At 60.4% G+C, this 9,021-nt stretch carries 8 protein-coding genes; 5 read left to right on the forward strand and 3 right to left on the reverse strand.

The annotated features are described in order from the left end of the window. The first annotated feature begins 309 nt into the window (after positions 1 to 309). Positions 310 to 1,296, forward strand: a complete 987-nt coding sequence (gene tauA / locus ACQ4OE_RS07180; RefSeq protein WP_430946215.1) for a taurine ABC transporter substrate-binding protein — start codon at positions 310 to 312, stop codon at positions 1,294 to 1,296. A 122-nt stretch (positions 1,297 to 1,418) separates the two neighbouring features. Here tauA and argA read toward each other — a convergent pair whose 3' ends face one another. Both argA and argE read right to left on the reverse strand, forming a co-directional pair. After that, positions 1,419 to 2,717, reverse strand: a complete 1,299-nt coding sequence (argA, locus tag ACQ4OE_RS07185; RefSeq protein ID WP_064389470.1) for an amino-acid N-acetyltransferase — start codon at positions 2,715 to 2,717, stop codon at positions 1,419 to 1,421. Positions 2,718 to 2,982: 265 nt separating this feature from the next. Beyond that, complete coding sequence (argE, locus tag ACQ4OE_RS07190; RefSeq protein ID WP_430946216.1) at positions 2,983 to 4,137, reverse strand: acetylornithine deacetylase; 1,155 nt, start codon at positions 4,135 to 4,137, stop codon at positions 2,983 to 2,985. 155 nt (positions 4,138 to 4,292) lie between these two features. Here argE and ACQ4OE_RS07195 point away from each other — a divergent pair, with 155 nt between their 5' ends. After that, positions 4,293 to 5,663 carry an inorganic triphosphatase gene (locus ACQ4OE_RS07195; protein WP_430946217.1) on the forward strand — a complete coding sequence of 457 codons (1,371 nt, stop codon included), beginning with the start codon at positions 4,293 to 4,295 and terminating at the stop codon, positions 5,661 to 5,663. Positions 5,664 to 5,713: 50 nt separating this feature from the next. Here ACQ4OE_RS07195 and ACQ4OE_RS07200 read toward each other — a convergent pair whose 3' ends face one another. Next, positions 5,714 to 6,178 (reverse strand): Lrp/AsnC family transcriptional regulator, encoded by a 465-nt coding sequence (locus tag ACQ4OE_RS07200; RefSeq protein WP_016983809.1) that lies wholly within the window; start codon positions 6,176 to 6,178, stop codon positions 5,714 to 5,716. 126 nt (positions 6,179 to 6,304) lie between these two features. Between ACQ4OE_RS07200 and ACQ4OE_RS07205 the strand changes: the two genes are divergently transcribed. From ACQ4OE_RS07205 to ACQ4OE_RS07215, 3 genes are all read left to right on the forward strand, one after another. Continuing rightward, a complete protein-coding gene (locus tag ACQ4OE_RS07205) occupies positions 6,305 to 6,643 on the forward strand; it encodes a hypothetical protein (RefSeq protein WP_122594605.1) in 339 nt (112 codons plus the stop codon). A gap of 92 nt (positions 6,644 to 6,735) precedes the next feature. Next, positions 6,736 to 8,520 carry a GspE/PulE family protein gene (locus ACQ4OE_RS07210; protein ID WP_430946218.1) on the forward strand — a complete coding sequence of 595 codons (1,785 nt, stop codon included), beginning with the start codon at positions 6,736 to 6,738 and terminating at the stop codon, positions 8,518 to 8,520. Positions 8,521 to 8,589: 69 nt separating this feature from the next. After that, positions 8,590 to 8,907 carry a DUF2388 domain-containing protein gene (locus ACQ4OE_RS07215; protein ID WP_122594603.1) on the forward strand — a complete coding sequence of 106 codons (318 nt, stop codon included), beginning with the start codon at positions 8,590 to 8,592 and terminating at the stop codon, positions 8,905 to 8,907. The last annotated feature ends 114 nt before the right edge of the window (positions 8,908 to 9,021 follow it).

A 9,021-nucleotide genomic window follows, 5' to 3' on the forward strand; every position in this document is an offset into this window, starting at 1 on the left:
TCCTAAGATGCGCGATTAGCGCCAGACCGTGACTGACAAGTCAATCGTAACCTTGTGTGTCTACGACCAAGGTCTAATCGCAGTGATTCGGTCCCTGCACAGTACTGATTTCCTGTTAACCCCAAAAAGAATTATTTCATTCTTTTTAATACCATTCGGGAATATGGCCTAGTAATGGCCTTCTCCACCGGGATACAGGATATCGGCTACTAAGCTCATTCCTAAATGGTATTTGTGCAGCCTTTTTTAGATCGCTTAGGTTTGACGCATCCAAATCACGTCAACCCCTGTCCAAAAGGCGACGCCATCATGGCCAAACGCGCACTATCCAGTCAATTTGTTACAGTTTGTGTGTCAGCTATTTTTTCTTTTTCGGCACAGGCGGCCAACCTCACGGTCGGGTATCAAACCGGTATTGACCCGAGCAAAGTGCCTCAGGCCGACGGTGTCTACGAGAAAACCATCGGCGAAAAGATCGACTGGCGCCGCTTCAACAGTGGCCCGGAAGTTGTGACAGCCATCGCTTCGGGCGACGTGCAGATCGGCAACCTCGGTTCCAGCCCTCTAGCCGCGGCAGCCTCACGCAACTTGCCGATCGTCGCGTTCATTGTTTCAGCGCAGATCAATGCTGCCGAAGCCTTGGTGGTGCGCAATGGCAGCGGCATCAACACACCGCAGGACCTGGTCGGCAAGACCATCGCCACGCCCTTCGTCTCGACCTCCCATTCCAGCCTGCTCGGCGCACTCAAGCACTGGGGCCTGGACGCCTCGAAAGTCAAAGTGGTGAACCTGCAGCCAGCGGAAATCGCCGCAGCGTGGAAACGCGGTGACATTGATGGGGCATTTGTCTGGTCGCCAGCGCTGGGGGAAATCCGCAAGACCGGCAAGACGCTGACCGATGCTGCACAGGTCGGACAATGGGGCGCCCCGACCTTCGAAGTGTGGGTCGCGCGCAAAGACTTTGCCGAGAAACACCCTGACGTCGTGGCCAAATTCGCCAAGGTCACGCTGGACTCATTCGCTGACTACGCCGCGCACAAAGACAGCTGGACGGCGGACTCGGTGCCTGTACAGAAAATCGCCAAACTGACCGGTGCCAACGCCGCCGATGTCCCGGAATTGCTCGCAGGCTCGGCATTCCCGGATGCCAAGGCACAACAAACCACGGCGCTGCTGGACGGCGGCACGGCGAAGGCAATTGGCGAGACGGCGAAGTTTTTGAAGGAGCAAGGCAAGGTTGAGACGGTGCTGCCGGATTATTCGCCGTACGTGAGCGCGAAGTTCATCACTGAGTAATTGATCGTTCCCACGCTCCGCGTGGGAATGCAGCACGGGACGCTCCGCGTCCCATCAGAAGCCGAACGCAGAGCGTCCGTTGAGGCATTCCCACGCAGAGCGTGGGAACGATCGGAGCTCGGTTACAGGGTTTTTTCGAAGATCTTCGAATTACGCTGATAGTTGTACAGCGACGCCCGCGCCGCTGGCAGGCGCTCAACGCTGCTCGGCTCAAACCCACGCTCGCGGAACCAGTGCGCGGTGCGCGTGGTGAGGACGAACAAGGTTTTCAAACCCTGCGCCCGTGCACGGGTTTCGATGCGTTCCAGCAATTCATCCCCACGACCGCCGTGGCGGTACTCCGGGTTCACCGCCAGGCACGCCAGCTCACCGGCATCGGAATCGGCAATCTGGTACAGCGCCGCACAGGCGATGATCATGCCTTCACGCTCGACCACGCTGAACTGCTCGATCTCGCGCTCCAGCACTTCGCGCGAACGCCGCACCAGAATCCCCTGCTCTTCCAGCGGACTGATCAGATCGAGCAAACCGCCGACGTCTTCAATCGCCGCTTCGCGCACCAATTCGAATTGCTCTTGGGCCACCAGCGTACCGCCACCGTCACGGGTGAACAGTTCGGTCAGCAGCGCGCCATCCTCGGCGTAACTGACGATATGGCTGCGGGCCACGCCGCCACGGCAGGCTTCGGCGGCGGCATCGAGCAATTCCGCCTGATAGTTGCTGCCCAGACGCTGCAAATGCGCCGGCACTTGTTGCGGACGCAGTTCGCGCACCAGTTTGCCGTTTTCGTCGATCAGGCCGAGGTCCGCACCGAACAGCAACAGTTTGTCAGCTCCCAGATCGATAGCGGCGCGGGTGGCGACGTCTTCGCAAGCCAGGTTGAAGATTTCACCGGTTGGCGAGTAGCCCAGCGGCGACAGCAGCACGATCGAGCGCTCATCGAGCAAGCGATTGATGCCCTTGCGATCGACCCGGCGCACTTCGCCGGTGTGGTGATAATCGACGCCTTCCAGCACGCCAATCGGCCGCGCCGTGACGAGGTTGCCGCTGGCCACGCGCAAGCGCGAACCCTGCATCGGCGAGGAAGCCATGTCCATCGACAGCCGTGCTTCGATGGCGATGCGCAATTGGCCGACGGCATCGATCACACATTCCAGGGTCGCCGCATCGGTGATGCGCATGCCGTGGTGGTAATGCGGAGTCAGGCCGCGCGCAGCGAGGCGGGTTTCGATCTGCGGGCGCGAACCGTGCACCAGCACAAGGCGCACGCCAAGGCTGTGCAGCAGGACGATGTCGTGAACGATGTTGCCGAAATTCGGATGCTCCACGCCGTCGCCGGGCAGCATGACGACGAAGGTGCAGTCGCGGTGAGCATTGATGTAAGGGGACGCGTGACGAAGCCAATTAACGTATTCGGGCATGAACCTGGGCCTGTAATAAATAGCAGCCGGAAAAAGGGCGAAACGGAAAACGCACAGCGGGCTGATGGTTATCGTCGGAACAGGCTTGGCGACACGCGCGCTCTCCTCATGAATACGGGTTGGGTTGCTGGCAATTTACAGCGTTTGATCGGATAAAACACATACCCCTGTGGGAGCGAGCCTGCTCGCGAAAGCGATGTATCAGGCGACATCGACGTGTCTGAAATGGCGCTTTCGCGAGCAGGCTCGCTCCCCCATGGGTGGATCATCGTTCGTCAGCAGTCAGGCAGTAATGTTCAATCAGTTGCCGTAATAGATGCACGGTAGGCTGCAAACGTGACATTTCAAGGTACTCGCCGGGCTGATGCGCGCACGCAATGTCGCCGGGGCCGAGCACGATGGTTTCGCAGCCGAGGCGCTGAAGATAAGGCGCTTCGGTGCCGAACGCTACTGCTTCGGCGCTATGACCGGTGAGCTTTTCCGCGATGCGCACCAGTTCGGCGTCTGCATCCTGCTCGAACGGCGGCACTTCCGGGAACAACGGCTTGTAGTCGATCTTCACCTGATGCCGCTCAGCGACCGGGTTGAGCTTGCGCAAAATCTCCGCGCGCAGGACTTTCGGGTCCATGCCCGGCAACGGTCGCAAATCAAATTCCAGCGAACACTGGCCGCAGATGCGGTTGGGATTGTCGCCGCCATGGATGCAACCGAAGTTCATCGTCGGTTGCGGCACGCTGAACTGCGGATTGTTGAATTCGCGCTGCCACAACAGGCGCAGGCCGCGCAATTCACCAATCGCGTCGTGCATCGCTTCGAGGGCGCTGTGGCCCAGGCGGGGATCCGACGAATGGCCGCTCTGCCCGAGGATGTCGATGCGCTCCATCATGATGCCTTTGTGCATGCGGATCGGCTTGAGCCCGGTCGGCTCGCCAATCACCGCCGCGCGGCCCAGCGGACGCCCGGCCTCGGCCAGCGCACGGGCGCCGGACATCGAGCTTTCTTCATCACAGGTGGCCAAAATCAGCAGTGGTTGCTTGAACGGCTGATCGAGCAGCGGCAACACCGCTTCGATGATCAGCGCAAAAAAGCCCTTCATGTCGCAACTGCCGAGCCCGACCCAGCGGCCATCGACTTCGGTGAGCTTCAGCGGGTCGGTCTGCCACAACGCGTCGTCGTAGGGCACCGTGTCGCTGTGCCCGGCGAGCACCAACCCGCCGGGGCCGCTGCCGAAACTGGCGAGCAGGTTGAATTTGCCGGGGCTGACCTGCTGGATGTCGCAATTGAAACCCAGATCACCCAGCCAACCGGCGAGCAGATCGATCACCGCGCGATTGGATTGATCGAGGTTCGGTTGGGTACAGCTGACCGATGGCGCGGCGATCAGCGCAGCGAACTGGTCTTGCATGGACGGCAAAGGCATCGCTGACTCCAACTCCCGATTTGAAGTCCATCATAGAACCATCCGGCGTCAGGAATAAACCGTCGCAGGGCGTAGGACGAATCAGTCCTGTACACTGCACGGCCTTGGCAGCCACATATTCCCCGGCTGCGCTCCCGATCCTGGATTTTCCGGCCATGCAGAAAGAAACCGAAATCAAACTCCGCGTCAGCCGCGAAACCCTCGCCGCCCTGCGCGAGCACCCGCTACTGAAGAAACGCAACAAAAGTGGCTGGGAACGCCGTGAGTTGATGAACCAGTACTTCGACACCCCCGAGCGCGACCTGGCTCAGGCCAAAGTCGCCCTGCGCCTGCGCAAGGACGGTGACGAAGTCATTCAAACCCTCAAGACCCGTGGCCAGAGCGTTGCCGGCCTGTCCGAGCGTAATGAATACGACTGGAAGTTGCCGAAAGCCAAGCTCGACGTGAAGAAACTCGACGGCGAATGCTGGCCCGAGTCGCTGGCCGAGCTGGACAAGAAAACCCTCAAGCCGATCTTCACCACCGATTTCGTCCGCGAGCGCGCCGAAATTGCCTGGGGCCGTGGCAAAGCCAAAGTGGTTATCGAAGCCGCGCTGGATCTCGGCCACGTTGTCGTCGGTAAACAGAAAGAAGAAATCTGCGAGCTGGAACTGGAATTGCGCGAAGGCGAGCCTGCCGCGCTGCTGGAGCTGGCGGCCGAACTGGCCGAAACCCTGGCGCTGATGCCGTGCGACATCAGCAAGGCTGAGCGCGGTTATCGTCTATACGACGCCAACAGCTACTCGCTGAGCCTGCCGGCGCCGGAGCTGACCCAGGAAACCCAACTCGACGACGCCTTCGCCGCACTGAGCTGGCACTTGCTCGGCAGCAGCCAGCGTCTGGCTGAACAGTACCGTTTCAACGGTCACTGGCGCCTGCTGCTCGACTGGGTCGAGAACCTCGCGGAAATGCGCGCCCTGCTCAGCAGCCTCGGCCAGGCCGCGCCGCGTCAGTCGACCCACGATTTGCGCGTTGCCCTGGATGCTCTGCTGGAAGACTGGCGCCCGCTGGTTCAGGCCGGTATCGAAGACGAAGACGTGCGCAAAGCCGCGCCGGAGCAGTTCCTCGAAGAACTCGAAGACCCGCGCTGGGGCCTGTTCTCGCTGAACACTTCGCGCTGGTTGCTGGCACGCACCTGGACCGCCGAGCGCAACGTGCGCGGCAATCGTCAGGGCGGCGCGCAGTTGCACAGTTGGCTGCCGCGCACCTTGGGTGAAGAAGCCACCGCTCTGCAATTGCAGCGTTATCAGCAGCAGCCGGAAGATCTGGCTGAGCAACTGCCGCGCATCGAGCGTATTCAGGTCTGGCTGCACCACGCACGTAATGTGCTGGAAATCCCGGAAATGGATCGCCTCTATGGCGAGCTGAACAAATTGGCGCAACTGGCCAACGAACCGACGATCACTGACGAACTGCTCGATGCACGCAAGCAGCAGGCGATTGCGGTTTACCAGAATCGTGCGTGGAAAATGCTGCTGCGTATGTAACACCCCCGTGTTGATGATCGTTCCCACGCTCTGCGTGGGAACGATCTGGGTCAGACAGGGAGGCTGGTGGTGGACTTGATCTCCGACAGCGCCACAATCGAATTCACTTCCTGAATCCCCGGCACCAGCGACAGCTTCTCAAAGAAGAACCGCTCATACGCCTCGATGTCCGCCGCGACAATCCGCAACAGAAAATCCACCGCGCCCATCAGCACATAACACTCCAGCACCTCCGGGAACCCGCGAATCGCTTCGGTGAACTCAGTGAAGTTCGAACGCCCGTGCGCGTTGAGTTTGATCTCGGCAAAGATCTGCGTGTTCAGGCCGATCTTCTTGCGATCGAGCAAGGTCACCTGGCCACGAATGATCCCCTCCTCCTTCATTCGCTGAATCCGCCGCCAGCACGGTGATTGCGACAATCCGACCTGTTCGGCGATCTGCGCGCTGGAGAGCGAAGCGTCCTCTTGCAGCAGGGCGAGGATCTTGCGGTCGTAGCTGTCCAACTCGCTATGCATAGAAAAACCCCAATCACTGTGTTTTGCGAATTGATCACGTCGATCAACTGCCAATAACGCCGATCATAGCCAAGAAATACCCCAAGCCGAATGTAAAAATTCCTCCAGAGATTTTGGAGAATCGTTATGCCGCACCTCGAAGCCGTGAACAGCGCACCCACCCGCGCCGACGTCTGGAACGTCAGCAACACTCATTGCCTGGCGCAGTATCAAATCCTCGCCGAAGCCGAGCCGGACTTGCTGGTACGCGTGCTCAACCTGTTCGCCCTGCAATTCCTCACGCCCGAGCAGGTCAACGTGCAGCGGATCGACGATTTGATGTCGATTGACATTGTCATGGGCGGCTTCAGTTGGCATCGCGCGCAAGTCATCGCGGAAAAACTTCGTAACCTGATCAGCGTCTGCTCGGTGGATCTGCAAAACGCCGACAGCGCTTGGGCTGCCCGCGCGCAAGCCGCCGGCTGAAAAATCCGGCAACGGCTTCGTCGGGTAGTGGCCCAACGGTCTGCGGGGCCGCGACTATCCTTTTGCGCACTGTCGCTTAAAAGGAAGCCCGCATGTCCGTTCAATTCGCCACTCAGGACCGCTGGCTGGAACTCAATGAGGTGCTGCGTGAACTGGTCGCCCAAGGCTTCATTTGCCAGGACTCGGCGGAGCAGGCGCTGAATGCCCGCCGCCGCCACGCCGCCCACGGTCAGATGCATCCGCTGGAATTCATCGCCAGTCAGCAACTCGATGACCTCAGCCGTCCGGGCAAACATCTCGATCTGGAAAGCCTGACGCTTTGGCTGGCACAGGAGGCCGGCCAGCCGTATTTGCGCATCGACCCGCTGAAGATCAACGTCGCCGCGATCACACCGCTGATGTCCTATGCCTTCGCGCAGCGGCACAAGATTCTCGCTGTGGCGGTCGATCGCGATGCGGTGACCGTGGCCAGCGCCCAGCCCTACGTCACCGGTTGGGAAGCCGATCTGACCCATGTGCTGAAGCTGCCGATCAAACGGGTGGTGGCCAATCCGGCGGACATTCAGCGCTTCAGCGTCGAGTTCTTCCGCCTGGCGAAATCGGTCAGCGGCGCCAGCAATGCCGACGCCCAGAGCGGCAACCTCGGTAACTTCGAGCAACTGCTCAACCTCGGCGCCAGCGATCAGGAGCCGGACGCCAACGATGCGCACATCGTCAACATCGTCGACTGGCTGTTCCAGTACGCCTTTCAGCAGCGCGCCAGCGATATCCACATCGAACCGCGACGCGAGCAAGGCACGGTGCGCTTTCGTATCGACGGCGTGCTGCACAACGTCTATCAATTCCCGCCACAGGTGACCATGGCGATTGTCAGTCGCCTGAAAAGCCTCGGGCGGATGAACGTCGCCGAAAAGCGCAAACCCCAGGACGGCCGGGTCAAGACCAAGACCCCGGAGGGCGGCGAAGTCGAGCTGCGCCTGTCGACGCTACCCACCGCGTTCGGCGAAAAAATGGTCATGCGGATTTTCGACCCGGAAGTGCTGCTCAAGGATTTCGATCAACTGGGCTTCAGCGCCGACGATCTGAGGCGCTGGCAAGACATGACCCGCCAGCCCAACGGCATCATTCTGGTCACCGGGCCGACAGGTTCAGGCAAGACCACCACGCTGTACACCACGCTGAAAAAACTGGCGACGCCGGAGGTCAATCTCTGCACCATCGAAGACCCGATCGAAATGGTCGAGCCGGCGTTCAACCAGATGCAGGTGCAGCACAACATTGACCTGAGCTTCGCCGCCGGGGTGCGTGCGCTGATGCGGCAAGACCCGGACATCATCATGATCGGCGAGATCCGCGACCTGGAAACCGCTGAAATGGCGATCCAGGCAGCACTGACCGGGCACTTGGTGCTATCGACTTTGCACACCAACGACGCGCCCAGTGCGATCAGTCGCCTGCTCGAACTCGGTGTGCCGCATTACCTGATCAAAGCCACCGTGCTCGGCGTCATGGCCCAGCGACTGGTGCGCACCTTGTGCCCGCACTGCAAGGCACCGCTGACACTGGAAGAGGAAGACTGGCAAACCCTGACCCGCCCGTGGCAAGCACCGCTGCCGGGTAATGCACAGCGCGCCATTGGCTGCGTCGAGTGTCGCGACACCGGCTATCACGGTCGTACCGGGGTTTACGAGATCATGCAACTGAGCGACAGCCTCAAGGCGTTCATCACCCCGGACACCGATCTGGCGGCGATCCGTCGCCAGGCCTTCAAGGAAGGCATGCGCAGCCTGCGCCTGTCCGGCGCGCAGAAGGTGGCGGCGGGGCTGACCACGGTTGAGGAAGTGCTGCGGGTGACGCCGCAGAGTGAGCTTAAGTAGTCCCTCACGGAACTGGATCGGGGGATTGGCAATCCAACGCCGTAGTTAACCCCCAGGAGTCACCTCATCATGCGTCTCAAAGTTGCTGTCGCCACGTTGGCCCTGCTGTCCCTTCCCGTTGGTTCGGCCATGGCGGACAGCTTTTGGCGTAACGTCATTTCGTCCGGTGCCACCACCGGCTCGACTTACCTGACCTTCAAGGATCACAAGTTGATCATCGCGGCTCAGGACGATGCCGGCAGTTTCGTCGCCAGTGATGGCGGGATTCGCGGGCCGTATCTGGAGGCGGCGATGCAGAAAGTCCGCGCCGACAACCCGGGCCTGCAGGCGACGGACATGGAACTGGCGAACGCGATTCTGGCGAAGAACGCCGTGGCTTCCGAGTAAGTCTTTCGCAGAAACAAAAAATGCCGCTCAATCGAGCGGCATTTTTTTGCCCGGATTTCCGCCTCACCCCATAACCGTGTGGGAGCGGGGGGGGGTTGGGGGGAAAAAATTTTC

It is taken from the genome of Pseudomonas sp. WC2 (assembly GCF_050586545.1).
GTDB lineage: Bacteria > Pseudomonadota > Gammaproteobacteria > Pseudomonadales > Pseudomonadaceae > Aquipseudomonas.

What these genes read in the sequence shown, in the direction of transcription:
- ACQ4OE_RS07210 (WP_430946218.1), top strand. Translation starts at nt 6,736, where the DNA reads ATGTCCGTTCAATTCGCCACTCAGGACCGCTGGCTGGAACTCAATGAG.
- ACQ4OE_RS07200 (WP_016983809.1), bottom strand. Translation starts at nt 6,178, where the DNA reads ATGCATAGCGAGTTGGACAGCTACGACCGCAAGATCCTCGCCCTGCTG.
- argE (WP_430946216.1), bottom strand. Translation starts at nt 4,137, where the DNA reads ATGCCTTTGCCGTCCATGCAAGACCAGTTCGCTGCGCTGATCGCCGCG.
- tauA (WP_430946215.1), top strand. Translation starts at nt 310, where the DNA reads ATGGCCAAACGCGCACTATCCAGTCAATTTGTTACAGTTTGTGTGTCA.
- ACQ4OE_RS07205 (WP_122594605.1), top strand. Translation starts at nt 6,305, where the DNA reads ATGCCGCACCTCGAAGCCGTGAACAGCGCACCCACCCGCGCCGACGTC.
- ACQ4OE_RS07215 (WP_122594603.1), top strand. Translation starts at nt 8,590, where the DNA reads ATGCGTCTCAAAGTTGCTGTCGCCACGTTGGCCCTGCTGTCCCTTCCC.
- ACQ4OE_RS07195 (WP_430946217.1), top strand. Translation starts at nt 4,293, where the DNA reads ATGCAGAAAGAAACCGAAATCAAACTCCGCGTCAGCCGCGAAACCCTC.
- argA (WP_064389470.1), bottom strand. Translation starts at nt 2,717, where the DNA reads ATGCCCGAATACGTTAATTGGCTTCGTCACGCGTCCCCTTACATCAAT.